This is a genomic window from Roseibium sp. AS2, from assembly GCF_038900065.1.
Taxonomy (GTDB): domain Bacteria; phylum Pseudomonadota; class Alphaproteobacteria; order Rhizobiales; family Stappiaceae; genus Roseibium.
On record NZ_JBBMQN010000002.1, the window covers coordinates 209,264 to 234,102 of the forward strand.

The window sequence follows — 24,839 nt, forward strand, 5'->3', positions numbered from 1 at the left end:
CATGTCGACCGCTGAGGCTTCGCGACATTATCGGGCCTTGTTTCTTTCAGATGTTCATCTTGGTACGCGCGGCTGCCAGGCGGAGCTGTTGCTCGACTTTCTGAAGGACTACGATGCAGAAACCCTCTATCTGGTCGGAGACATCGCGGACGGCTGGCGCCTGAAACGCGCCTGGTACTGGCCTCAGGCACACAATGACGTCGTCCAGAAGATCCTCCGCAAGGGCCGCAAGGGCGCGCGGATCGTCTATATTCCGGGCAATCACGACGAGTTCCTGCGCAGTTTTCTCGGGACCCATTTTGGCGGGGTCGAGGTCGCAGACAGCATCGTGCACGAATCCGCCAACGGCAAACGCTACTTGGTGATCCACGGTGACCAGTTCGACGTGGTCATCCGCCATGCCAAGTGGCTGGCCTTTTTCGGTGACAAGGCCTATGTGACCGCCCTTGGCATTAACACCTGGGTGAATTTCGTACGCCGCCGGCTCGGTCTGACCTACTGGTCGCTGTCGGCCTGGGCAAAGCTGAAAGTGAAAAACGCCGTGAGTTTCATCGGGCGTTTCGAAGAGGCCCTGTCCGACGAAGCGCGCCGGCAGGGCGTGGACGGCGTGATCTGCGGTCATATTCATCATGCCGCCGACCGCGACATGAACGGAATCCACTATATCAATACAGGCGATTGGGTCGAAAGCTGCACGGCCGTTGCCGAACACCACGATGGTACGTTTGAGGTGATCCGATGGGTGGACAATACCCAGGCGACAGCCGCGCCGGTGAAATCCAAGGAAGCACCGGTCGCCGCATGAGTTCGATCCTGATTGTAACGGATGCCTGGCATCCGCAGATAAACGGTGTGGTCCGGTCGCTGGAACGTACGGCGGAAGAACTCGAGGCGATCGGCGTGCGCGTCGAATTTCTGTCGCCGCTGGAGTTCAAGACACTTCCCTGTCCGACATATCCGGAAATCCGGCTCTCCCTGACCCATCGCGGCATCGTGCGGCGCAAGATCGAGGACTACGGCTGCGAGCATCTGCATATCGCGACCGAGGGACCGCTCGGAATGCTCGCGGCGAGTGTCGCCAAGAAGACCGGCCGGCCGTTTACCACCAGCTACCACACGCGCTTTCCCGAATATGTGTCGGCCCGGCTGCCGGTCCCGCTGACCTGGTCCTACAAATGGTTGCGCTGGTTCCACAATTCCGCCAGCGGCTGCATGGTGGCGACGCGGTCTCTCGAACAGGATCTGCGCGAGCGGGGATTTGAAAACCTGATGCGCTGGTCGCGGGGTGTGGACGAGCAGTTGTTCAAACCCTATGAAGGCTCTGTCCTGCCCGCCGACCTGCCGCGTCCGGTGTTCATGTATGTCGGCCGGGTCGCCATCGAAAAGAACATCAAGGCGTTTCTGGATCTCGATCTGCCGGGCTCCAAGGTGGTGGTCGGCGGCGGCCCGCAGCTCGACAGCCTGCGCCGCGAATACACCGGCGTGCATTTTACCGGATCGAAGGTGGGCGAGGATCTCGCACGGCATTATTCCGATGCGGATGTGTTCGTGTTTCCCTCGATGACCGACACGTTCGGCAACGTGATGCTGGAAGCTCTTGCCTGCGGTGTTCCGGTGGCGGCCTTTCCGGTGATGGGGCCATTGGACGTCATCGGCGACACGGGCTCGGGCGTTCTTTCCAAGGACCTTCGGGAAGCATGCGAAGCGGCCCTGGACATTCCCCGGGATCATTGCCGGAAAATCGCCATGAACTACACCTGGGCGGCCAGTGCGCGCCAGTTCCTGGAGAACTGCATCGAGGCGCGGGATCTCTACAATGCCCGCTCCGCCCCCGCGAAGGCTGCGGAATAATCGGGCCGGGGCCTTAGCCCCACGCTCCCGGCTTTGATGCCGATCCGGCAAATTGACACCGGGACAATTTCTCGCTGGCACCTGGTGCCGTGCTGTGAAATCACTGTCGGCCGGTAACTCTTTCCTGGAACTGGAGCCTGTCGATGGCAAACCCGAAGACTTCCGAACTGGCGGTTTCCTTTGAGGATATTCTGGCGGCGGCCGAACGGATCGGCGATGAGGCGCTGGTAACGCCGGTGTTGCGGCACCCGCTTCTGGACGAGCGCGCTTCGGCCCGGGTGCTGATCAAGCCGGAGAACTTGCAGCGCAGCGGGTCGTTCAAGTTTCGTGGTGCGTTCAACCGGCTCTGCCAGATCCCGGCCGAAGACCGGCCGAAGGGCGTGGTGGCCTGTTCCTCCGGAAATCACGCCCAGGGCGTGGCGTCAGGCGCGCGGCTGCTCGGCATGCCGGCGACCATCGTCATGCCTGCGGATGCCCCCGCGATCAAGCTGGAGCGCACCCGCGGCCTGGGAGCCAGGGTCGTGACCTATGACAGGGAAACGGAGGACCGGGAAGTCATTGCCGCAGCGCTTTGCCGGGAGACCGATGCCACCTTCGTTCATCCATACAACGATCCGGCGGTCATTGCCGGGCAGGGGACCGTCGGGCTGGAACTGACCGATCAGGCGGCTGCGCTCGGTCTTCAACTGGATGATGTTCTGGCCTGTACGGGCGGCGGCGGCCTGTCCAGCGGCATCGCACTTGCGCTGGCCGCCAGATCGCCGGCGACACGCTTTCATACGGTCGAGCCGGCCCTGTTCGACGACTACAAGCGGTCGCTGGAAGCCGGCGAAATCCTCTCCAACCCGGCAAAGACCGGGTCGATCTGCGACGCGCTTCTGTCAGACAGCCCCGGCGAAATCGGGTTTTCGATTCTGCGTCGGCTGGCCGGGGAAGGCGTGACCGTGACGGACAGGGAGGTGCTTGCCGCGGTCGCATTTGCCTTCACTGAGCTGAAGCTCGTGGTGGAGCCCGGCGGTGCCGTGGCGCTCGCCGCCGTTCTGTCGGGAAAACTGCCCCTGGCCGGCAAGACCGTGGGGGTTGTTCTGACCGGCGGCAACATTGATCCGCAGATGCTGATGACAGCGCTTGCCGCCTGATACCAACCTCAATAAATAGAAACCCATTCGACCATGACATGAGAGTGTTCCGTGAGGAGCGTGTCGCAGGGCGATGTGGGACATCAGCCAAGACGCGCGACGCAGCGGAACACGCTCATGTCAGGGCCTCCGGTGGCTTGTTCAGACCCACCGGACTGCGTTGCGCCCCTTGACCGGCCAACCAGGCCGATCTGCGCACGGCAGCCCTGAACAAGCCATCCAATGGGTTCCTATTTGTTGAGGTTGGTATGAGGCGTCCGGTGTAGAGCTGCCGAAATGCGAAAAGGCGCCACCGGACCGGTAGCGCCTTTCGTGATTCCGTCGCCTGCCTGCCTAGTTGAAGAGCGCCTGGCGTTCCGCCTCGGTCAGGCTTTTCAGGGCATCTTCACCGTCTTCTTCGGCAGCTTCCGCGGTCAGTTCCCAGTCTGCGTCGGCTTCCGCCTCTGCCTCTGCCTCTGCCTCTGCTTCAGCTTCTGTTTCCGCTTTCGCTTCTTCTGCTTCGGCGTTCACCTCGGCGTCGAACAGCATTTCAATCGCGTCTTCATCAAGCGTGGCGTCCGCATCGTCAGTGCCGGTTTCTTCGGCTTCGGCCGCAGCCACTTCGGCCACGTCCTCTTCCGGGGCGGCGTCCGCGGCGGCCGGTGCGGCGAACATATCGTCAATCGCGGAGGCGTCCATCGGTTCGCCGTCGCCTGACGTGTCGTCGCCGGCATCGCTTGCGCCAGCGCTGGCCATGATGGCATCCACGTCCGCATCGCTCGCATGGACAGGCGTGTCCGAGGCGGCATCGGTTGCCTTGATCGCCGCGTCGAAGACGTCGTCGCTCACCGACATCAGTTCGTCGACGTTGTTCTGGGAGACGCCGTCGCCCTCACGCTGAGGACCGTTCAAAAGGTGCGAGTCCGGGCGGCTGTCGACAGGTCCGGCCGACTCGTCGGCTTCCCGCTCCTCGATGCCCCAGATGCCGATCATCGCGTTGATCCGGCTTTCCAGATACCGCAGAACCTGCACCACCTTGTTGGTGCGCTGTCCGGTCAGGTCCTGGAAGCTGCAGGCCATGAAGATTTCGGTCGCGCTGGCGTCGATTTCGTCGCAGGTGGCGTTGTCGGCACCGTTCTCGCGCAGCACCCAAGCCTTTTCCTGAATCTGCTCGGCAGCTTCAAGAATGTTCTGGGTGGCGCCTTCGGTCTGCGTGACGATCAGGTCGAGTTCGTGCGAGGCATCGACGAACCGGTTGCTTTCCTCGCCTTCGGCCTTGATATTCGAGATCTCGGCCTTGGTCCGCTCGATCGCCTCGTGCATTTCGCCGATATCGAGGCGGATCTTGTCGAGATCCGGAACCTTCCGCTCGCGAGTCACGACCTTCTCGAGCCGGTGTATGGCTCCCAGGATTTCAGTGGTCTCGGGCGTCTTGTGCCGATTGAGGAATTCTTTCAGAAACCGACGTCCGCGATCGGATTCCATCAGCGTCTGTTCAAGAGTATGATATTCGGCTTCGCCGATCAGCTCCGGCTGTTCCTGTGTTGCTTCCGCTTTCATGTGGCCGCGATTCTCAACTTGCCTGAGGGTCGATTATTGCCGTGACACGGGCAACTCCTCCTGCAAGGTACGGCGAAAATCGTTAACATCCTTTTTAGGCGATTCCTCGTCAGGAATGACATGTCAATTTCTCTCCCCTCCATCGGCGCCAGGGTTTCGGGCCTGTTTGCCGGCCATTTTTTCGGCTTTGGTCTGTTCCTGCCGTTTTTTCCCGTGGTGCTCGGTTTTCGCGGCCTGAGCGCTGCGGAGATCGGATTCATTCTCGGCGCGGGCACGATCTTGCGCATCGCGGCAAGCCCGGCCTTGTCGAACCTGTCCGACAGGACCGGCCAGCGGCGCCTGTCCGTGCTGGTGTATTCGCTGACCGGTGCGCTCTTCCTGACGCTGTTGTTCGTTCCCGGCAGCTCCTCCCTGCTGGCCGTGGCGGTCATCGGCTACATGGTGATGAATGCCCCGATCGTGCCGTTGAGCGATGCCTATGCGCTCGACGTGCAGCGCAATACCGGCGCGGATTATGCCCGGATGCGGCTGTGGGGCTCCGCGGGCTTCGTCCTTGCCAACCTGGTCGGCGGTGCGCTTGCCGCGGCAGGGACCTCGTGGATCATCGTTCTGGCAATCGTGGCCGCGTCCCTGGCAACCGGGGCCGTGGCGATGTCCCTGCCGCGCCAGGAGAGAGCCGGTCACGGCCAGACTTCCGGCGCCGCGCCGGTCGCAACACCTTTCCGCAGCGTGTGGTTCTGGCCCGTGATCGCCGTGCTCGGGCTGTTTCAGGCCAGTCACGCGGCCTTTTACGGCTTCGGCACGCTGTACTGGCAGGCCATGGCGGTGCCGGATTTTGTCATCGGGGGCTTGTGGGCGGTTGGGGTCCTGGCCGAAATCGCGCTGTTCACGGTGGCGGGCAAGCTCGCGCAGCGCTTCGATCCGCCGGTGTTTCTGATTGCCGCCGGGGTTGCCGCGGTGCTGCGCTGGGGTCTTTTCCCGCTTGCCGACACCCTGGCCACCATGGCGGCGCTGCAGCTCCTGCACGGCTTGTCCTTCGGCGCGGCCCATCTGGGGGCCGTCGCCATCCTCGCGAAAGTCGTGCCGAGCCGCTGGGGCGGCACCGGTCAGGGCCTCCTGGCAACTTCCATCGGCATCCAGATGGCCGTCGGCCTCAGCCTGTGCGGCGCGCTCTACGACATCAACCCGGACTGGCCCTTCCATCTGATGGCCGTGGTGTCCCTTGCCGGAACCCTCATCATGCTGGCCCTGACACCGTTGGTGCGCCGGCGGATGGCGTGAGGGGGGGAGGGTCTGCTTTGTGTTCCCGTTTTGGACGTTCTGCGGGGACAGACTTCGTCCAGAAAGTCGTCTTTCGTGCGCCCCGCAGAGAAGGTCCTGGAAGGGTGGAAAGGGGCCGTTCGCTGCGGTTTAACCGAACAGCTGCAATGCGGGATCAAGCCGCCGTTCACTGTTCTCCGTCATCGCGTATTGGACAAAAGAGGCTGATTGCTTAAGGGAGAGATTTTGGCACCTCGTCACCATTCAGGCTAGAATTGGTGGGCGAAAGAAGAAGTCGTGACGCGCCTATCAGACCCTCCCAGACAACATCCAACGCAGCACCAAGAGACAAGTCTTCTTCGTGCTCCCAAAGGTAAATAGCCTTTCCTATCGTGTCGGTAACAAAGGTTGCGAGCGCGGTGGCGGTTTGACGATTACCCGTGCGCTTGCAAAGAGCCTGTGTGAGTTCGTCGCGTTCGGCAGTTAAAAACCCGTCAAGGATGCCGCGCGCTTTCTCATTCGACCGGAGGACTTTTCCCACCATCCGAAGAATGTCTTCATCTCCCGCCAGAGCTTCCATTTGCCTGTCCAAAAGCTGTTTGATATCTGCCGCAATCGATCCTGATCCTTGGCGCAAGACTTCTTTGTCTTCCTCACTAAAGCCCGGGGGATGCCCGATCGCGGCGGCTTCCTTGTTGGCATAATAGTTGAAGAACGTTCTCGTGCTGACGCCGGAGGCGGCGGCGATGTCTTCTGTTGTTATGTTTTCAAGGCCGTTTTGCATGGCTATTTCCAGAGTGGCTCTCTGGATTTCAAGCGCAGTTTCCTGTCGCCGCTTCTGTCGTAACGAAAGTGTCATTGATCAAAACCTTGCATAGTCTGCAAAAAATGCATACCAAGCAACTTGTCTATACGCAAGTTAAGGGCTGGAAAGAAAATGAAACAAGCGGGAAAGATCGCTCTTATGGTCGCCATCATAGGTGCTATGTGCGTAGCCCTTATGCTGTCTGGAGCGCGATTGGGTCTCTGGGAACCGACTACTGGCCTGGGGCTCTACCGAAATTTCCTCAATCCACTGGGCGCAGTGATTACCGGTGTCGGCTTGCTCGCAACGATTATTCACGTTCTTCGAAAAGAAAAAGGCAGAGCCATTTCAGGCGGCGTTGCAACTTTCATTGGTGTGCTCTGCCTGGTGCCGATGATCACTTCGACAATCAATCCTCCTGTGCGTTCTGCGCCGATCAATGACATCACCACCGACACGGCCAATCCACCAGCATTCTTAGTATTGGATGATACGCGCGAGGGTGCCCGCACTTCACTCGAATATGCCGGAGCAAAAGTCGCTGAAATCCAGGCTGCTGCTTATCCTGATATCGCACCGCTAGAAACCGACCTCGCGGCTGATGCTGCCTATGCCCGCGCTCTGGAGGTTGCTCAGGATATGGGTTGGGAAATCATCGCGTCTGACGCAGAAAACTATCGATTCGAGGCGACGGCACGGACATCCGTCTTTTACTTTGCAGATGATGTTGTGGTTGTCGTGACTGAGCTAGGAAGTGGTAGCCGCGTTGACATGCGCAGTGTTTCCCGCGTCGGTCGCAGTGATCGAGGCGTTAACGCCGCCCGTATTCGCGACTTTCAACAGCAATTCGAAAAATGACCCATTCGGAAAGGATTGACCCATGAAAAACGCGACTCCGATTTACACCACCATGATCGCTGCTTTAATTGGCCTGACCGTCCCTCAAGCGTCGTTTGCCGATGCTCCTGAAATTAAGACAGTAGGGCCCGTGATTTATCTCGCCGACAACCTGGAGGAAGAAGCCATGCTTGGCTGGTGTATCGACACCGATGGCCGCGAATTCACTGATCAGCTTCATGCGCACTCCTGCAAACCCGCAGGCGACGACGTATTTTTTTCCTATTCTCCAGACAGCGGTATGATTGCTTCCGCGACCTACGAGAACAAGTGCATGGCGTACAACGCGCCAGAAAACGCCGTAAATCCGTTCGGTTTGATCGATTGCGACAACTCGGCTTCAAACCAGAAATTCACCTATGATGAGGCCAGCATGGAATTGCGCCTGGGCATGGATGCGACGCAATGCCTGACCGTCTCCCCAATCATCGACGACGCGGGCCCATTCCAGTCACGTGACCTCATTCTCGCATCCTGTGACGAATTGGCCCCGGGCTTCAAGCAATGGGTCATTCGAGACTAATCCGTGATAACGTTTCGCTGGAGCCACGTACCATCTCGTCGGCATGGTTCCAACGTGAAAGTCCCCCAAGCCCCGAGTGGCGCGCCCTCAGCTGTGGCTATGAACTCTCGCGAGCGGCGCCTATTTGGTCAAAAGCAGCCTTTCTCCGCTTCTCTCCCCAACGACGGCTTCGGGCCGGTAGCGTCAACGTAACCAGTACAGAGGAATGTCCGCTTCCACCGGTTGACGACCGTAAGCCGACTGCCTCCGCCCGCTCCCGAACCAGACCTTCATTCAGTGTGAGACGAAGCAAAAAGCCCAAAGGTCCGGCGCTCTCGCGATACGCCTACACCGCACCTCCGGCTACCCCCAGAGCTCCGGCTCGGGCGGAAACAGCGTGCTGCCCTCGAAGCGCAGGCCGGGTGTGCGGTCCTCGGCCAGTAGCAACGGCCCGTCGAGGTCGACATAATCCGCTGCCTGGGCGATCAGCACGGCGGGTGCCATGGCGAGCGACGTGCCGAGCATGCAGCCGACCATGATCTTGAGGTCCGCGGCCCTGGCCGCCTTGACCAGTTCCAGCGCCGCTGTCAGCCCTCCGGCCTTGTCGAGCTTGATGTTGACCGCGTCGTATCTTGCCTTCAGGCCGTCGATGCCGCTGCCCGGGTGAAGGCTTTCATCGGCGCAGATCGTGACCCGGCGCTCAAGCCCGGCCAGCAGGCCGTCGTCGGCAGACGGCAGCGGCTGTTCGATCAGGGCGACTCCGGCGGCTTCGCAGGCAGTCATGTTGGTCTCAAAGCAGCTTTCATCCCAGGCTTCGTTGGCGTCGACAATCAGCGTGCTGTCCGGTGCGGCCGCACGAACGGCAGCGATACGGGCGTCGTCTCCCGGTCCGGCCAGCTTGATCTTGAGAAGCGGCCGGTGCGCGGCCGCGCGCGTTTTTTCAGCCATCGCCTCCGGGGTGTCGACGCTGATGGTGAAGGCGGTCGTGACCGGGTGCAGGGCGGCGGCCCCGGCGAGCTCATGCGCCCGTTTGCCGGCACGCTTGGCGTCAAGGTCCCAAAGGGCGCAATCCACGGCATTGCGGGCCGCGCCGGCGGGCATGGCACCCAGCAGCCGGTCTCGGGTCAGGCCGTTTTTCAGATCCGGCACGACGGCCTCGATCTGCGCCTGCACGCTGTCCAGGGATTCGCCGTAGCGGGGATAGGGAACACACTCCCCGTGTCCGGCATGGGCGCCGTCCCGCAGGGTGACGACCACGACCTGGGCATGGGTTCGGGTCTCGCGGGAAATCCTGAAACCGCCCGCGATTTCGAAACGCTCCGCCCGGATGCTTACCTCGAGGCTCATGGCGCACCGAATTCCGCGGACACCTTGTCGACGACCGCTTCCATGCCGTAGCGCACCGGGTCGGTTGCCGGCAGGCCGTGTTTCTCGCCGACCTTGGCCAGATAGGCCAGTGCCTCGTCGTCATCGAGCGCGGCGGTGTTGACCGCGATACCGACGCAGCGGATATCCGGGTTGGTCAGTTTTCCGCAGGCGATGGTCATGTCGATGACCTGCTGGATGCTCGGCAGCGGTGTGTCGACCCCGCGCATTTTTGTCCTGGTCGGCTCGTGGCAGACGATGAAGCCGTCGGGCTGGGAGCCGTGCAGCAGACCGAGCGTGACGCCGGCGAACGAGGGATGGAACAGGGATCCCTGGCCCTCGATGATCTGCCAGTGATCCTCCGGGGTTTCCGGCGACAGCCATTCCGCGGCGCCGGAAATGAAATCGGCGATCACCGCATCGAGCGAAATGCCCCGCCCCGAAATAAACACCCCGGTCTGGCCGGTCGCGCAGAAGGCGCTGGTGTATCCGCGCGCCGTCATGGCCCTGTCCATGGCAAGCGCGGTGTATTTCTTGCCGACCGAGCAATCCGTGCCGACGGCCAGGATGCGCTTGCCGGGGCGTTTGGTGCCTTTTCCGGTGGCGAAGGCCTCGGTGTTGTGGCGCACGTCGTGAAGCTGGCGGCCGTTCTTCTCGGCAGCCTCGCGGATGGCGGTGACGCTGGCGAGGCGCACATGCAGCCCGGACGCGACATCCATGCCGGATTCGAGCGCGGCAACCACGGAATCCACCCAATGGTCCGGCAGGCGTCCACCGGCATTGACGGCTCCGATGATGAAGGTCTTCGCGCCGGCGGCGGCGCCGTCCGCGACGGACATGTCGGGCAGGCCCGTGTCCGCGCCGCAGCCGGGCAAACGCACCTGGCCGAGACACCAGTCCTTGCGCCAATCCACAATGCCGATGGCGGTCTTGGCCGCGAGCGCATCGGGAACATCACCGAGGAACAACAGGTAGGGGCGGGCTATTTCCATTGGGAGAGCTTTCAGGTGGCGTCTGGACGGTCGACCGGATCCGTTCACATTGACGGTTGGTATTGATCTTGTCCTTCAGGTATACGGGTGTTGATCAACCAGCGGCAAGAGGGCAGCCAGCCGGAATGGCATTCTTGGAGAAAAACACGGCACCTTCCATTGCTCTGGAAGCGGACGGTCCCGACCGGCACCGACTGGTTTTCGTCGGTGACTGGGCCGTAAGCACCATCGGCGATGCCGAAAAGATGCTGGCGGATCTGACTGTCCCCTGGGACCACCTGACCTGTATCGACGTTTCGCGAATCGATCATCTGGACACCAGCGGGGCCTGGCTGATCCACCGCACCCGCGGCCGTCTGGAGTTCAAGGGCCGCAAGGTCGGCCTGACCGGGGTGTCCGAGGTGCGCCAGTCCCTGTTCGATGAAATCGAACGCCACCATCCGCCGAACTGGAAACCGGACCGGCAGGCATTTTCCATCGCGGGCTTTCTGGAGACCACCGGACGGCATATGGTCGATATTTACCAGGACACCCTGGCGATGCTGCACATTCTGGGCTCGCTCGGTCTGGTGCTGTCGACGGTCCTGCTGCAGCCCAAGCGCCTGCGCAGTATTTCCATCGCCGTCCAGTTCGACCGCAGCTGCATCGGCGCGGTGCCCATCGTTGCCTTGATGAGTTTCCTGATCGGCGCGATCATCTCGCAGCAGGGCGGGTTCTATCTCCGGCAATTCGGCGCGGATATCTTCGTCGTCGACCTGGCCGGCATTCTGGTCCTGAGAGAGATCGGCGTCATTCTGACCGCGATCATGGTGGCCGGCCGGTCCGGATCGGCCTTCACGGCGGAACTGGGCTCGATGCGCATGCAGGAAGAGGTCGACGCCCTGCATGTGATCGGACTGAGCGTAACCGAAGTGCTGGTGCTGCCCCGCATCCTGGCGCTGATGATCGCGCTGCCGATCCTGACCTTCATTTCCGACATGTCGGCCCTGTTGGGGTCCGGCCTGGTCACCTGGGCCTATCTGGACATTCCGCCGGCGGCCTTTCTGACCCAGCTGCAGGCCGCGATCACCACCAAAACCGTCGCAGTCGGATTGGTGAAGGCGCCGTTCATGGCGCTGATCATCGGCCTGATCGCCTGTGTCGAAGGGCTGAAAGTCGAGGGCTCGTCCGAGTCGCTCGGACGCCATACGACCATGTCGGTGGTCAAGGCGATTTTCCTCGTCATCGTCGTGGACGGGTTCTTCGCCATATTCTTTGCCGCCATAGGAGTTTGATCGGCCGATGACGTTGACTGACGCAGATACCTCCTCCCATGCGCCGGCCGAGACGGGCGACAGTTCGGAAAACGTGCTGTCCGTCCGCGATATCACCGTCGGTTTCGGAAGCAAGATCATTCTGCAGGACCTCGATCTGGACGTCCGCAGGGGCGAGGTGCTCGGGTTTGTCGGCGGGTCGGGAACCGGCAAGTCCGTTCTCATGCGCACCATACTCGGGCTGACCCCGAAGCGCTCCGGCAGCATCTCGGTGTTCGGTCATGACCTGTCGACGGCCAGCGGGCAGGAGCGCAAGGCGATCGAGCGCCGCTGGGGCGTGCTGTTTCAGCAAGGCGCGCTGTTTTCGTCGCTTTCCGTCAAGCAGAACATCCAGTTGCCCATGCGCGAGCACCTGAAATTGTCGCCGCGGCTGATGGACGAACTGGCGACACTGAAGCTCGAGCTGGTCGGGTTGCCGCAGGACGCAGCCGACAAGCTGCCATCGGAACTTTCCGGTGGCATGATCAAGCGGGCGAGCCTTGCGCGCGCCCTTGCGCTTGATCCGGATTTGGTGTTTCTGGACGAACCGACGTCCGGTCTCGACCCGATCGGGGCGGCGGCCTTTGATTCGCTCATAGCAAATCTCAGTTCGACTCTCGGATTGACTGTTTACATGGTCACCCACGATCTCGATAGTCTGCATTCTATCTGTGATCGAATCGCTGTTCTTGGGAATAAGCGTGTTCTGGCCATCGGAACACTGGACGACATGATGATTAATGACGATCCCTGGATTACTTCCTACTTCCGGGGAGAACGGGCGTTGCGTCGAATATAGGTTGGACTGAATGGATACCAGGGCGAACTACATTCTGATCGGCGCTTTTATGGTGGCCATCCTGATCGGTGCGTTCGGCTTTGTATACTGGCTTGCCGTGACGGCGGAATCCAGGCAGAACGTGGAGATGAAGATCATCTTTCCCGGCCCCGTCACCGGTCTTCCGGTGGGCGGTCAGGTGCTGTTCAACGGCATCAAGGTCGGGGACGTCAAGTCGCTCGATTTCGCGCCGGATGACCCGACCAAGGTGGTGGCCACCGTCGGCATCAAGCCGACGACGCCCTTGCGCAAGGATTCCAAGGCAACCCTGAATTTTACCGGGCTTACCGGCGTCGCCTATGTCGATCTGAGCGGCGGCACGCAGCAATCGGATTTCATGCTCGACGGCAACGAACACACTGTTCCGGTGATCTACGCCGACCGGTCCTTCTTCGATGACATTGTCGACGGTGCGCGGGACGTTCTGAAGCGCGCGGACACGACGATGAAGACCGTCGATGACCTTTTGCACGACAACGCTCCGGCCATTACCAAGATCGTCAACAACGCGGAGACGTTCTCCGCGGCGCTGGCGGCCAATTCCGATGGCGTGAAGGACTTCATGGCCAGCATCGGCAAGGCCTCGGACGCATTCGGCAGCCTGTCCGGCCGGCTGGAAAAGCTGGTCGACCAGGGCGAACGCCTGCTTGCCGCCGTGCCCTCCGACAAGGTTACCGCCATCGTCGACGATTTCAGCAAGTTTTCCGAAAGCCTCGGCAAGGCCAGCAAGGACATCGATCTGCTGATGGCGGACGCCCAGGGCGCCGCCAAGGAACTGGAAACATTCACCAAGAACCTGAATGGCGGTCTCGACAGCGTTCACAAGATTGTCGCGGCGATCAAACCGGAAGAAGTCGAAAAGGTGATGAAGGGCGCAGCGGCCCTGGGCGCGGTGCTTGAAGAGCGCACCGACGATATCAACAAGCTGATCGTCTCGACCAGCGAGACCATGAACAATGTCAGCGAGATCGTCGGTACGATACAGCAGCGTGAAGGCGCGATCGCGGATATACTCGAAGGCGGCCGCGACGTCGTTGCGAAAGTCGACGATATCGTGAGCCGCGGTGTCGAAATCGCAACGGCCATCGATCCGCTCGAAATCGAACAGGTGGTTGCTTCGGTCAGCACCTTCACGGATGGCCTCAACGGCTCTCTCGCGCGGGTCGACGAGATCCTGGTGAATGTCGATCCGCAGAAGGTCGGCAAGGCCGTGGATGACGTCACCGGCATCATCGACAACTTCAAGGGCCAGCAAGGTCAGATCAACGAGATCATCGCCTCCACCAAGTCGACGGTCCAGAATTTCGAGGCCGTGTCGGCAACCGTGCGCGGCCAGGACGACCGGATCGCGGCCCTGATCACGGATGTGCAGACCGCGGCGGAACGTTTCGCCGGGACGCTGGAAACGGCCAACGAGCTGCTTGAAGCCGTGGATCCGGAAAAGGTCGCCAGCATCGTCGGCTCCGTGGAGTCCGCGACCTCCGGCCTCTCTGATCCGCAGGACGGTATTCCCGCGATCCTGGAAACCGCCCGCAAGGCGGCGGACAATGTCGAGCAGATGACGGCGAACCTTTCGAAACGCACGCCGGATGTCGATCAGATCATCACCGATGCCAAACAGATGACCTCGACGCTGAACGCCACCTCGGTGCGCGTGGAAGGCCTGGTCGAGAAAGTCTCGACCATGGTGGACGGCGACGGCGAAGGCCTGATCAAGGAGGCAACACTGGCCGCCGAGGCGATCCGCAAGGTTGCGGTGGCATTCGAAAGCCGGGCGGATTCAATCGCCGGTGGCCTGTCCAAGTTCGCGACACAGGGCTCCGCCGATTTCGCGGCCGCGCTGGCGCAGGTCAACCGCACGCTGATATCGATCCAGCGGGCGGCGGAAAGCTTCGAACGCAGTCCTAACCGGGTGATTTTCGGCGGTGAGGACGTTCCGACCTATTCCGGCGGACGGCGCAGGTGACAGTGACAATGTGCGAGGGCAGGGGTTTATGACGAAGGCAACCACAGAGATAAGCCGCCGCGGCGTTCTGGGAGCGCTCGGGGTCGGCATGCTGGTCTCCGGTTGCGCCAGTACCACGCCGTCTGCCTACTACAGCATCGGCGCCGCCGACGTCGGCAGCCTTGCCGGGCGGTCCAGCCGTGTCCAGATGCTTGTGGCCTCACCGCGCGCGCTCAAGGCGCTCGACACCAGTTACATCGCCGTTGTCGACAGGGGGCCGGTCTACAGCTATTTCCCGGGCTCCGCCTGGGCGGATACCCTTCCCAACGTGGTGCAGCTGAAGCTGGTCGAAACGCTGCAGAACACCGGCCGCCTGCGCGGCGTCGGCCTTCCCGGCGACGGTCTCCTGATCGACTACCAGCTGCAGACCGAGATCCGCGCGTTCGAACTTCAGATCGAAGGCGCCAATCGCGGTGTCGTCGAAATCTCCGCACGGGTGGTCAACGACCGCAACGGCCGCACGGTCGCGACGAAAGTCTTCCGTGCCGAGACGCCCAGCGGCAGCACCTCGGTGGACAAGGCGGTCGAGGCAATGAATGCCTCCGCCGACCGGGTCTTCGCCGAGATGGCAGGCTGGGCGCTCCGGAACGTCTGAGCGAACCGGTCGTATCCACGACACCACACGCCCGGTACTACAAGGCTGGTCCCATAAGACTGGCTCCGCAAGACTGGCTGCGGAGATGCCGGGCAATTGGTCTCCTGAGTTCGAGCTGGTGACGGACCTTTCTTGAAGGTTCGTCCGGTTGGTGCCGAGATCAGGCGCCCTTGTCGGTGAACCGTCTTCAGTCAGTCCGCTCATGGCTTCCTGCAATCTCGAAAGCGCTCCCTGAGAGCCTTGCCGCCCCACTGGAACGGGTGAGCGGACGAGGTGCGGGGAACCTCGGCGGTTACCGCACCTTTGCCTTGCGATCCAGGATGCCCGTGCAGCGAGGCTGCGCTGCAGATCGTTCGGAATGACCGCGTGACTTCGTCCGCAGACAAAAAAAGCCGGCCCCGAAGGCCGGCTTTTTCATGGTCCGGTTTCGCCGGATCTGTCAGTCGAGGCGGCCGCTGGCATGGGCCAGCATGGTGTAGACCTTGCCGGTGTCCGATGTCAGGTAGGTCTGACCAAGCATGTTGTCCCGGTCATTGCGCGATACCTGGGCCAGCAGTTGCTCGAAGTCGGCGACATAGCGTTCGACGGCGGTGCGGAACTCCGGGTCGCGTGCATACTTCTGACGGATTTCGTCAAAGGTCTGCTGACCCTGCAGGGTGTAGAGACGTCGCGTGAACACATGCCGCTCCCCGTTCCGGTACCGGTTCCACAGATCGATGAAGGTCTCGTGGTCGATTGCCCGGGCAATGTCGACGGACAGGGAGTTCAGGCTTTCGACCGTCTGAAGCGGTGTGCGGCTCATGTCCGTGTCCGAGCCGGCATCGTCCTCGTCGCGGGAGGCGCGGCGCAGGAGATCGGCCACCCAGCCCTTGCCGCCGGATCCGCCGGACCCGCCGGCGTTGGCCGGAGCCGGTTGCTGGCGGCGCGGTTCGGCCGGCCGGCTTTGTGGTTGCCGGGCCTCGGTGGCCGGTGCCGCCGGGGTATAGCTGGTGGGCGCGGGCTGCGGGGCCGGCTGCCGGGCAGGGGCGGTGCCGGTGGACGCCTGGGCCTGAGGCCGGGAGATGTCCAGCACGTTGGACTGTTTGGCGACAATCTCGGAAAGCTCGGTCAGCGCGCGGATCTGCTCGTTGACCACCTTGCGCAACGCCGCCGAGGATTCCTCGGCCTCGTCCGGAAGGTTGAGAACGCCCTGCTTCAACTCGGAGCGGGTTGCCTCCAGTTCATGGTGAACCTCGCGGGCGACATCGCGCATCCGGGTGGCGGCATCATTGAAGCGCTCGGAGGCATCGGTGACCGTCCGCGACATTTCGGAGATGATGTCGTCCTGGGCGGAGCGAATGGCGTCGCGGGCCTTCTGACCCTCCATCCCGGCGGTCAGGCGCATGGATTCGAACTGCTCCGACACCTGCTTGGATGCCGCTTCTGCCGCGGCGCTGAGCATGTTGGCGGCGTCCCGGGCCTTGTCGTCGGCTGTTTCCAGGGTTGAAGACAATGTCTGGGTGAAGGACCGCATGAGCGTGTCGACAGCCTCGGTCTTGGACAGGAGCGTGTCGGCGACTTCCTCGATCGCTGTGCGGCGGTCGGCCACGCGGGACTCGACGGAGCGGTTGGTGTCCTCCAGATGCCGCGCGGCCTTGGTCAGTTCCTCGGACTGGCCGCTGAAGCGGCTGGTGAGGTTCTGGATATCGGCGAGCGTCGTCTCGGTGACATCGCGCAGGTTGGAAACCTGTTCCGTGATGAGGTTCGTGGTCGAATTGGTCTCCCCGACGGCCCGGTCGACCGCGGAGCGGAATTCACCGGCGCGGCGGGCAAGATTGCCTTCCACCTCGTTGAGGTTTTCACCGGCAACGGAGACGATGTTCTGGAGGTTGGTGTTGGATTCCTCGATCTTGTTGAGGATGTTGGTCACGTCGGCTTCCAGGCGGAGCTTGGTGTCGCTGAGCAGGGTGGTTGCCTGTTCGCTGCGTTCGCTGATGCTGGAGACGATCCGGTCGCCGGCTTCGACGAGGGAGCGTGTCGCATCCAGACCGGTGTGGGCGAACGTGTCGGTCACATCGCGGCCCTTGACGGTGATGGCTTCCAGGATCGCGCTGTGGACCTCGGAAAGACGTCCGGTGAGGTCACTGGCGCGGGTTTCGATCGCGTTGATGAGCTCGTTGCCGTCCGTGCCGACAATCCTTGCCAGTTCACCGGAGCGGGCACCGAAGGCCTCGTTGAGGCTGGTGGCCTTCTCAAGCAGCTCGTTGGCGACTTCATTGCCGCGTCCGACCAGAAGATCGGCGGCTTCCGCAACCGCGCTGTTGACGCGGGCACGCACGATGCCGGCCTCGCTGGACATCTGACCGCGGATTTCCTCCAGGGTCTTCGCCAGCGTCATGCGGGCCTGTTCGCTCTCCGCGGACAGGTTACCGGAGATCTCCGCGATCAGACCGGACAGGTCATTGCGGACCTTCTCGCTTTCACCGGTCAGCGAGCCGGTGAATTCGGCCAGGGTGCCGGCATAAAGCGTTCTGGCATTGTCGCTCTCGGCGGCCATGGCGCGGGCTGCCTCGCCAACGGCCGACAGGACAAGCTCGCGGACCTTGCTGCTTTCGCCGGACATGGCGCCGGTTGCCTGCTGCATTGCCGAGGTGACGGCGTCGGCCGCTTTCTGGCTCTCGCCGACCAGGACGCCGCGGGCTTCGCCGACGGTTCCCAGAACGATCTGGCGCATGCGGTCGCCTTCACCGGAGAGTTTCTCGGTCGCCTGGCTGAGGGCGCCGTCGACGATCTCGACGGTTCTGGTGCGCTCGTCGGCAAGGGTCTGAACCGCCGCGGTGACGGCTTCCTGAACAACATCGCGCAGGCGTGTGCTCTCCGTGGAAAGCGTTGCACCTGCCTCCGAAATCACGGCCGTGAGAATGTCGCGGGCACGCTCGCTTTCACCCGTGAGAGTGCCGGAAATGCTTTCCAGCCGCTCGTTCAGAAGGCTTTCCAGCTGGGTTGCGCGGCTGTCGAGGGTTTCTGCGACCTCGAACACCTTTGCGCCCAGCGAAACGTTGATCTCGGCAATCCGCTCGGACAGGGATTCCGTCAGCTGCTCGCTCTGCTTGCCAAGCACACTGCCGGCCTCCGCGAGGCGGTTGTCGAGGGCGGAGGTCATTTCCTCCTGGCCTTCGACAAAGGCGCTCGCGATTTCCTTGGTGCGGGAAATCAGCGTTTCGGAAATCTGGCGGGCACGGGCATCGAGTGTCTCGTCGATCCGGTCGGTGCCGCTGCTCATGGAGGCGGAAATCAGTTCCGCCTTTTCGGCCATGGAAGTCGCGGCGCCGTCCACACGCTCGGACAGGGACTGGCCGATGTTCTCGGCGCGTTCCGCCAATGTATTGCCGGCCGCTTCGATGCGCTGGCCGAGCTGGAGCGTGATCGCGTCGGAGCGGTCGCCCAGTACGTCGGAGATGTTGCGGGTCTTTTCCTCGAGCGCTTCGCTGATGCCGGAGGTTCTGTTCTCGATCGCATCCGAAAGGATCTGGGTGCGGGCCTCCAGCGTGGCCTCGAAGGCGGCCGTGCGCTGGTCAAGCGTGAGATCCAGCGTATTGATGTGGCTGCCCAGGGATGCATCCATGGTGGAGATGCGTTCGCCCAGCGAAGCGTCCATCGTGTCGATCCGGGCCGCGAAGGTGGTGTCGAGGGTGAACAGGCGGGTGTCGAGCGCTTCGGACAGGAGCGTTGTCTTGGCGTCGAAAGCCTCGACAAGCTGTCCACCGCGTTCGCCGACAATGGTCTCCATCTCGGTGAGGCGGCTTGAAAGGCCGTCCTGCAGCGCCTGGCCGCGCACTTCCAGCGTTTCGGCGATCTTTCCGCTGATTTCATTGATGTCGCCCGTGACCCGGTCGCCGCGGCTGCCGATCAGTTCGGCGAGCTGGGTACCGGTCTCGGCCAGTCTCAGCGTCAATGCGCCGGTCTGCTCGCCGAGGCCGGCGGCAAACTGGCCCGAGACGCTTTCCAGTGTCTGGCGGAAATCGTAGGTCTGCTGCTCGAGAATGGTCGCCATTTCACTGCTGCGGGCAGCCAGGCGTTCGTCCAGTTCGCTGCCGTTGATGGAAATGGCGGTGTAGATGCGTTCGGAGATGGTGTCGAACTTCTCGGCCAGCTCGCCGCCGCGCACGGTGATCGTTTCCGTGAGCGAGCCGGCTGTCTCGTCCAGCTTGGCCGCGATTTCGCCGCCGCGCAGGGACAGGTCGACCACGATGCTTTCGCCGGTTCCCCGCAGAATTTCGGCAACTTCTGTGGAGCGGCTCGACAAGGTGTCGACGATTTCCGCACCCCGAATGGAAATGGTGTTGGTGACTTCCTGGCCCTTTTCGGAGATGCTATCGACAACGCGGTTGCCGGTTTCGGCAAGGGATTCATCCAGTGTCGTGACGCGGGTATCGACGGTGGCGACCAGTTCCTCGGTGCGGGAGGTGATTGTGTCGATCAGGCGTCCGGATGTCAGCGACAGGTTGGCGTTGATCTCCTCGCCCCGGACGGTGATGATGTCGCCGACCTTTGTGCCGGTGGTCTCCAGGGTGGCGCGGAATTCGTCTGCCTTGTCGCTCAGGGACGTGATCACCGAATTGCTGGACGATGCCAGTGTCTGATTGATCTCGGCGCTGCGCGCGGACAGCGTCTCGACAAATGTGCCGGCTGTCGTTGCAAACTGTTCGTTGACGTCGTTGCCGCGGGCCGTGAGCGTTTCCCACATGGTCGCGCCGGTCTCGGCCAGGCTGTCGACCAGTTCGCTGCCGGTGCTCGACAGGCGGGCGACATAGTCGTCGGCTCGGACCGTGAGGGAATCGACCAGTTCATTGCCCGATGCGTTCAGGGTGGCCCCCAGCGACTCGATGCGGCTGTCGACGGTCGCCGTCAGTTCCTCGACCCGGCTGTTGACGGCGTCGATCATGCGCTGAGCGGATTTGTCGACGGTGCTGCCAAGTTCACCCGAGGTGCTGGAAAGCTGGGAGGCGAAGTTCTCGTGCGCACCGGCGATGGTCTCGCGCACGCGCTCGGCATTCATGACGATGGATTCACGCTGACTGACCAGTTCGTCGATCAGCGAACGGATCTTGAGTTCGTTGTCGTTGTAGGAGCGTTCGAGGGAAGACACCTCGTTGTGGACCAGGACCTCGAGTTCACTGGCGCGGGCGATTGCGCGCTCGATGCCGTCGCCCATGGCGGCGACTTCCCGGCGGATGGCCTGTCCGACGCTCAGGATGGATTCCTTGGCCATGTCTTCCGGTTCGGCCAGCCGCAAGGCGACTTCAGTCATGCCGCGGGCGACAATGCGCATTTCCTGCGCGCGCCAGATCATCATGGCCATGACGAAAAAGAAGATGATGGGGACACCGATTCCGACGGCGGCCAGGATCATCTCGGGCGAGGACAACAGCGCCTGAGGGTCGCTGAACGAGGCGACCTTGTCGGAAAATGCGCTCATGAAAAGGCTGCTGCCGAGTGCGGCCCAGACCGCGCTCAGGGCAAGGGCGCCCCAGAAGGGGGCGGAAGAGGGACGGCGCTGCAAGGCATAGATGAGGTTGCCGATGTTGCGGCGGTCGTCATTGGCTGCCGGCGGACGTCCGCCGCGGCCGCGGCGGCGCGACTGGCGCTCCTCGCGTTGCGTCGGGCCTCGTGGTTCCGCCTGGGGCCGGTTCGCCGGGTCGGCTGCCACCGTGTTTGCTTCGGCTGCTGACTCTGACGCAGCGGCCTCAGGGCCGCCGAAATCGAGTTTCAGGGCCTCTTCCACCGCAGACAGAGCTGCTTCCGCAGGATCTTTCGCCTTTGTCGGATTTGCCATTTAGGGTCGCCTCACATCCGTACTCATTACACACCGGTATTCAAGCCAGGCTGCTGGCGCAGCCTGTTACAGTTAATTACCGGATGCGTCCTCGTTGCGCGCCGTCGCAGGGGACCGGCGCCGCAAAACCTGTTCGTGTGGGAGGGCCGCCGCTGACCGACCGTGAACTTTTCGTTCGACGGTTCACTCCCCACCTTGCCGCATCAGTAACTGTAATGGCACAATCTCTCCTAACGAACAAGAAACGGCAATAGCGTGAGTCACTTAGAGGGCGGTCCGAATGCCAGAATCGAAGAAAAAAAACGCTGCGGAAACCGGTGGCGGCGGTCCGGCGCACGATGCACCAAAGCCAGGCAAATTGACCGCGCCGCAAAAGCGGTGGTTACAGAAGGGGCTCGAACAGCCGGGTGGAAAACTGCCCCTGTTCGATGAAAACGGCCGCGAAGTTCCTGCGCGCACAATCCGTGCCTGTATCGACGCGGGCTGGGCAGAACCTTGGTTTTCCAACCCAATCAAGCCCGATTGGCTCGTTTGCAAACTGACGCCTGCCGCGATCGAGGCCTTGTCCGCAAGTCAAAAACATAAAAAAAGTTAACGGCGAATCAGATGTCTAAAATTTTAGCGATTCAAAAAAAGACCGGAAATGCAAGGATTTTTTAAGCCGCTTTTGCCGGGCACGTTAAAACACGTTAACCAAGAAATCAGTTTTTTGGGGACTTTGCCGTGATCGGCCCGATCGGAGGCCCCGCTTAACCCGCTGTTTGGGGATCCGCGCGCACACTGTTCGACATCACGAGCCTGCGGCAGGGTGCCGTCAGGCAGGCAGCGCGTAGCGTGGAGCACAGCATGGCCTCTTCTTCCCTGGCCCGTATTGCCGGTCAGACCGGCTCTGTGGCACCGATCGATCTGGTGCAACTGGCCACCAACACGCTGGGCAACCGTGATCTCGAGGTCCAGGTGCTGCATCTGTTCAAATCCCAGTCGACCAACACGCTCGAGCGGCTCTCAGGTGAAGCGGACACGGCCATCCGGCTCGACCTCGTGCACACGCTGAAAGGCTCCGCGCGGGCAATCGGCGCCGAACGGGTCGCCCTGGCTTGCGAGACCCTGGAAAACCGGATGCATTCCGGCATGGACGGGTCGACGACGGATCTCGCCGCTGTGGTCGACGAGGTCAATGCCTACATCCGGGATCTTCTGGAAGGCTGAAATTCCGTCCTGGCGGGTGTCAGATTGACGCGCAGACAAGGCAGGGTCCTTGACCTTTCGTGTGGAATCTTTATGTCGGTCAACTGGGATCCTCATTTCCAGGGCTTGGACGCGACATATGCCGAAAATCACATTTGTAACCGCTGACGGAAACCAGACCGACGTGGACGCCTCTGAAGGCTCCACGGTGATGGAGAACGCCATCAAGAACATGGTTCCGGGAATCGAAGCGGAATGCGGCGGCGCCTGTGCCTGCGCCACCTGTCATGTTTATGTCGACGATGCCTGGAAAGACAGGACCGGGTCTCCGGAGCCGATGGAAGAGGACATGCTCGACTTTGCCTATGACGTGAAGCCGAACTCGCGTCTGTCCTGCCAGATCAAGGTCACCGGTGACCTGGACGGTCTCGTGATCCATGTGCCCGAGCGGCAGGCCTGACACCGGCAATTCCGGGTATCCGGCTCACTCAGCCGGCTGAGCCAGCGGTTTCCGGTACCAGAAGTCGACCTCCCGGCCCTTGTCCGGATTGCCGGGTATCAGGCTTGCGAGGAAAAGGCTGACCGCAGCCATGGCCGCGCCGGCCAGGAATACGGCCGCCGGCGATACCAGCCAGATCAATCCGAACAGAACCGGTATGAACACGGCCGCGATGTGGTTGATCGTGAAAGCGACACCCGCTGTCGGGGCGATGTCCGCCGGGTCAGCGATTTTCTGGAAGTAGGTCTTGATCGCGATCGCGATGGCGAAAAACGCGTGATCGATCACGTAGAGGCTCGCCGCCAGGGTCGCATTGGTGACGAACGCATAGGTCGCGAAGACCAGGATCAGGCCGGCATATTCCAGGATCAGGGCCTTGCGCTCGCCGAAGCGTACGATCAGCGCGCCGATCTTGGGGGCCAGAACCATATTGAAGGCACCATTCAGCAAAAACAGTCCGGCGACCTCGTGGACGTCGTAGCCGAAACGCTCGACCATCAGAAATCCGGCGAAGACGGTGAAGATCTGACGCCGGGCACCGGCCATGAAAGTGAGGGCGTAATAGAGCCAGTAGCGCTTGCGCAGGATCAGTTTCTTGTGCTGCGGCACGCCCTCGCGGAAGTGCGGATAGGCCATTATCAGGAAAGCCAGAACGACCAGTGTCAGCCCGCCCGCGATTGCGAAGACCGCGGTGAAGGACAGGTCGAATGTCTTCCAGGCGACGAAGATCAGACCATAGGCGATCAACTGGGCGAAGGCACCCACGGAGATGATCTTGCCCATGCTGGCAGCCGCCGTCGCCTTGGGCAGCCACTGCAGGGACAGGGACTGGGCCATGGTCTCGTAGTAGTGGAAGCCGACCGACATGAGCAGCGTCGTCAGATAAAAGCCGATCGCCGTGGGAAAATAGCCGGTGAGCGCGACGCCGACGCCGAGCAGCAGCAGGGACAGATAGGCCAGCGTCTGCTCGCGCATGACAAGTAGCAGATAGACGGCGAGAAAGCTGAGGAACCCCGGGATCTCGCGGATGGATTGCTGGATCCCGATTTCACGTCCGGTGAAATCCAGTTCCTGAACCGCGAAATTGTTCATCAGGTTCCACCAGGCCGCGAATGACAATTGCATGGCGCCGGCCATGATCATCAACAGAACGGTCGGCGAGCGCCAGCCTTTGAGGTCGTCGGGGTGCGCATTCTGCGTGAAGTAGGTCATTCCGTGGCCGTGCAATCTGGAAAATGTTCAACAATATCGAGACACGCTTCTAAACCGATCCCCGCCTTGCGTGTTAGCGCCCTTTTGTCATGAAATATCGCTGACTTGCCAAAATCCCTCGCTTTGCGCACTATCATGGAACGGCTTGAAAGCATGGCCCCGGGAGGACCCGGCGCCAGGTCATACCAAAGCAGGTTGATCACCCCTTTTTGGCACAAGGATCGCGATCGGTATCATGAGCATACATCCGGAACTGTCCGAATTTCCCCGGGAGGCGATCGCCGCGCCGATCATTGGCTACGCGCGCACGCAACGGCAGGGCAAGAACAACGACTGGCATGCGCATGACGCGGCCCAGCTGTTTCATGTGGTGCGCGGATCCATTGCCATCGACACCGACATGGGCACCTATTTCGTGCCCCCCGAGCGGGCCGTCTGGCTGCCGCCCAGGCTCGGGCACCAGACACGCTATCTGACGGACACCGAATTGCGCTACATCTACGTGCAGTTCGAGCATGCCAGGGACCTGCCGCAGACACCGCAAGTGATGCAGGTGACGACGCTCCTGAGGGCCCTGATCCTCGAATTCATGTCCTATCCGCGCGCCCAGACCGCGGACGGTCCGGCGGCAAGGATCGCCGGGGTGATCCTGGATCAGCTCAAGATGCTGCCCGCAGCGCCGTTGCAGTTGCCCATGCCGCAGGAACAGCGGTTGCGGGACTTGTGCGAAGGGGTGGTCCGCTGCCCGGCCCATGTGCCGTCGCTGTCCGAGGCGGCAGAGCGATGCGCCACGTCCGTGCGTTCCTTCGAACGACGGATCAAGGCGGAAACGGGTCTGAGCTACCGGACATGGTGCCGGCAGGTGAAGCTGTTCCGAGCCCTGGAACTGCTGGCGTCCGGGCGCAGCGTTTCCGATGTCTCCCACAAGCTTGGCTATGAGGGCCCCAGCGCCTTCGTGTCGAGCTTCAGGAAAGCCTTCGGTGTCACGCCGGGCCGCTATTTCGGCGGTGGCGAAGCCGATTGATCTGGCTCATGGCGGCCCCGC

20 protein-coding genes are annotated in these 24,839 nt (G+C 61.9%); 14 read left to right on the plus strand and 6 right to left on the minus strand.

Features of this window, described 5'->3' with window-relative positions:
* Position 1: 1 nt before the first annotated feature.
* From WNZ15_RS05995 to WNZ15_RS06005, 3 genes are all read left to right on the plus strand, one after another.
* Positions 2–805, plus strand: coding sequence for a UDP-2,3-diacylglucosamine diphosphatase (locus WNZ15_RS05995; RefSeq protein ID WP_342892047.1), 804 nt, complete (start codon positions 2–4; stop codon positions 803–805).
* Positions 802–1,851 (plus strand): glycosyltransferase family 1 protein, encoded by a 1,050-nt coding sequence (locus WNZ15_RS06000; RefSeq protein WP_342892048.1) that lies wholly within the window; start codon positions 802–804, stop codon positions 1,849–1,851. The genes WNZ15_RS05995 and WNZ15_RS06000 overlap by 4 nt, the downstream gene beginning before the upstream one ends.
* Before the next feature lie 143 nt (positions 1,852–1,994).
* Complete coding sequence (locus tag WNZ15_RS06005) at positions 1,995–2,990, plus strand: threonine/serine dehydratase (RefSeq protein ID WP_342892049.1); 996 nt, start codon at positions 1,995–1,997, stop codon at positions 2,988–2,990.
* A gap of 333 nt (positions 2,991–3,323) precedes the next feature.
* On the opposite strand, the gene WNZ15_RS06010 is transcribed toward WNZ15_RS06005, so the two are convergent.
* On the minus strand, positions 3,324–4,529 hold the full coding sequence (locus WNZ15_RS06010; protein WP_342892050.1) for a protein phosphatase CheZ: 1,206 nt from the start codon (positions 4,527–4,529) through the stop codon (positions 3,324–3,326).
* Between the two features lie 120 nt (positions 4,530–4,649).
* Between WNZ15_RS06010 and WNZ15_RS06015 the strand changes: the two genes are divergently transcribed.
* Positions 4,650–5,810: an MFS transporter gene (locus tag WNZ15_RS06015; protein ID WP_342892051.1), complete on the plus strand. Its 1,161-nt coding sequence runs from the start codon at positions 4,650–4,652 to the stop codon at positions 5,808–5,810.
* A 211-nt stretch (positions 5,811–6,021) separates the two neighbouring features.
* Here the strand turns inward: WNZ15_RS06015 and WNZ15_RS06020 are convergent, their stop codons facing one another.
* Positions 6,022–6,648 (minus strand): TetR/AcrR family transcriptional regulator, encoded by a 627-nt coding sequence (locus WNZ15_RS06020; protein WP_342892052.1) that lies wholly within the window; start codon positions 6,646–6,648, stop codon positions 6,022–6,024.
* 78 nt (positions 6,649–6,726) lie between these two features.
* Here WNZ15_RS06020 and WNZ15_RS06025 point away from each other — a divergent pair, with 78 nt between their 5' ends.
* Positions 6,727–7,452: a DUF1499 domain-containing protein gene (locus WNZ15_RS06025; protein ID WP_342892053.1), complete on the plus strand. Its 726-nt coding sequence runs from the start codon at positions 6,727–6,729 to the stop codon at positions 7,450–7,452.
* 22 nt (positions 7,453–7,474) lie between these two features.
* Complete coding sequence (locus WNZ15_RS06030; RefSeq protein ID WP_342892054.1) at positions 7,475–8,014, plus strand: RICIN domain-containing protein; 540 nt, start codon at positions 7,475–7,477, stop codon at positions 8,012–8,014.
* Between the two features lie 342 nt (positions 8,015–8,356).
* On the opposite strand, the gene dgcA is transcribed toward WNZ15_RS06030, so the two are convergent.
* Positions 8,357–9,340, minus strand: coding sequence for an N-acetyl-D-Glu racemase DgcA (gene dgcA, locus WNZ15_RS06035; RefSeq protein ID WP_342892055.1), 984 nt, complete (start codon positions 9,338–9,340; stop codon positions 8,357–8,359).
* Positions 9,337–10,350, minus strand: coding sequence for an N-acetyltransferase DgcN (gene dgcN / locus WNZ15_RS06040; protein ID WP_342892056.1), 1,014 nt, complete (start codon positions 10,348–10,350; stop codon positions 9,337–9,339). The genes dgcA and dgcN overlap by 4 nt, the downstream gene beginning before the upstream one ends.
* A gap of 125 nt (positions 10,351–10,475) precedes the next feature.
* Here dgcN and WNZ15_RS06045 point away from each other — a divergent pair, with 125 nt between their 5' ends.
* From WNZ15_RS06045 to WNZ15_RS06060, 4 genes are read left to right on the plus strand one after another with little or no spacing between them, the layout of a single operon-like run.
* Positions 10,476–11,624, plus strand: a complete 1,149-nt coding sequence (locus tag WNZ15_RS06045) for an ABC transporter permease (RefSeq protein ID WP_342892057.1) — start codon at positions 10,476–10,478, stop codon at positions 11,622–11,624.
* A 7-nt stretch (positions 11,625–11,631) separates the two neighbouring features.
* A complete protein-coding gene (locus WNZ15_RS06050) occupies positions 11,632–12,441 on the plus strand; it encodes an ABC transporter ATP-binding protein (protein ID WP_342892058.1) in 810 nt (269 codons plus the stop codon).
* Positions 12,442–12,451: 10 nt separating this feature from the next.
* On the plus strand, positions 12,452–14,446 hold the full coding sequence (locus WNZ15_RS06055) for an MlaD family protein (RefSeq protein ID WP_342892059.1): 1,995 nt from the start codon (positions 12,452–12,454) through the stop codon (positions 14,444–14,446).
* A gap of 28 nt (positions 14,447–14,474) precedes the next feature.
* Positions 14,475–15,080, plus strand: a complete 606-nt coding sequence (locus tag WNZ15_RS06060; protein ID WP_342892060.1) for an ABC-type transport auxiliary lipoprotein family protein — start codon at positions 14,475–14,477, stop codon at positions 15,078–15,080.
* Between the two features lie 439 nt (positions 15,081–15,519).
* Here the strand turns inward: WNZ15_RS06060 and WNZ15_RS06065 are convergent, their stop codons facing one another.
* Positions 15,520–20,895, minus strand: a complete 5,376-nt coding sequence (locus WNZ15_RS06065) for an antitoxin (protein ID WP_342892061.1) — start codon at positions 20,893–20,895, stop codon at positions 15,520–15,522.
* 280 nt (positions 20,896–21,175) lie between these two features.
* Here WNZ15_RS06065 and WNZ15_RS06070 point away from each other — a divergent pair, with 280 nt between their 5' ends.
* From WNZ15_RS06070 to WNZ15_RS06080, 3 genes are all read left to right on the plus strand, one after another.
* Positions 21,176–21,490, plus strand: a complete 315-nt coding sequence (locus tag WNZ15_RS06070) for a hypothetical protein (protein ID WP_342892062.1) — start codon at positions 21,176–21,178, stop codon at positions 21,488–21,490.
* A gap of 251 nt (positions 21,491–21,741) precedes the next feature.
* Positions 21,742–22,104, plus strand: a complete 363-nt coding sequence (locus WNZ15_RS06075; protein ID WP_342892063.1) for an Hpt domain-containing protein — start codon at positions 21,742–21,744, stop codon at positions 22,102–22,104.
* 118 nt (positions 22,105–22,222) lie between these two features.
* The gene (locus WNZ15_RS06080) at positions 22,223–22,543 is read left to right on the plus strand and encodes a 2Fe-2S iron-sulfur cluster-binding protein (protein WP_342892064.1); all 321 of its coding nucleotides are present in this window, start codon (positions 22,223–22,225) and stop codon (positions 22,541–22,543) included.
* 24 nt (positions 22,544–22,567) lie between these two features.
* Here the strand turns inward: WNZ15_RS06080 and WNZ15_RS06085 are convergent, their stop codons facing one another.
* Positions 22,568–23,794, minus strand: coding sequence for an MFS transporter (locus WNZ15_RS06085; RefSeq protein ID WP_342892065.1), 1,227 nt, complete (start codon positions 23,792–23,794; stop codon positions 22,568–22,570).
* A 235-nt stretch (positions 23,795–24,029) separates the two neighbouring features.
* On the opposite strand from WNZ15_RS06085, the gene WNZ15_RS06090 reads away from it, so the two are divergent.
* The gene (locus WNZ15_RS06090; RefSeq protein ID WP_342892066.1) at positions 24,030–24,818 is read left to right on the plus strand and encodes a helix-turn-helix transcriptional regulator; all 789 of its coding nucleotides are present in this window, start codon (positions 24,030–24,032) and stop codon (positions 24,816–24,818) included.
* Positions 24,819–24,839: the final 21 nt, after the last annotated feature.